Source organism: Flavobacterium taihuense, from assembly GCF_019351435.1.
Classification (GTDB): domain Bacteria; phylum Bacteroidota; class Bacteroidia; order Flavobacteriales; family Flavobacteriaceae; genus Flavobacterium; species Flavobacterium taihuense.
On record NZ_JAHWYN010000067.1, the window covers coordinates 1 to 561 of the forward strand.

The window sequence follows — 561 nt, forward strand, 5'->3', positions numbered from 1 at the left end:
CGTTTGGTGAAACAGTCAAACAATTACTGTTTGCAGAACAGGCAACGCCATTAAGAGTAGAAGTAGCGACTCTACGGAAATTAGTTATTACAGATACGACTCCTGCATTGTAAGTTGCAGATGTAGCTCCTGAGATATCACTCCAAGACCCTTCGCAGCCAGTAGTACTCCATTGCCATTGATATGAAATTACTCCACCGTTTGTGGAGCTTCCCACAGTTGTACTGGTGAATGCTGCAGGATCAAACGGAGAACATAATGTTTGATCTCCAGCGATTGTGCCAGGAGCAATGTCATTTGGTGTCACAGTCAAAACGTTACTGTTGCCTGCGCAACCCACATCAGAAGTGGCTACTCTACGGAACCAAGTTTTAACGGCTACTGCAGGTGCATCATAAGTTGCTGAGGTAGCTCCTGCAATGTTAGTGAATGTTGTTCCATCAGTACTGCTTTGCCATTGGTAGCTTATGGTACCATGGTCAGAACCCGGTGTAACACTGGTAAAGGCTGCAGGATTAAACGGAGCACATAGTGTTTGGCTTCCGGCAATTTCACCGGGAA

The 561-nt window shown here is 45.8% G+C and carries 1 protein-coding gene; it reads right to left on the bottom strand.

Translation table 11 applies throughout. The features are described from left to right. Positions 1–561 (bottom strand): DUF8696 domain-containing protein (locus tag KZH69_RS20395; RefSeq protein WP_219319308.1); only part of this gene is annotated, 561 nt, incomplete at both ends.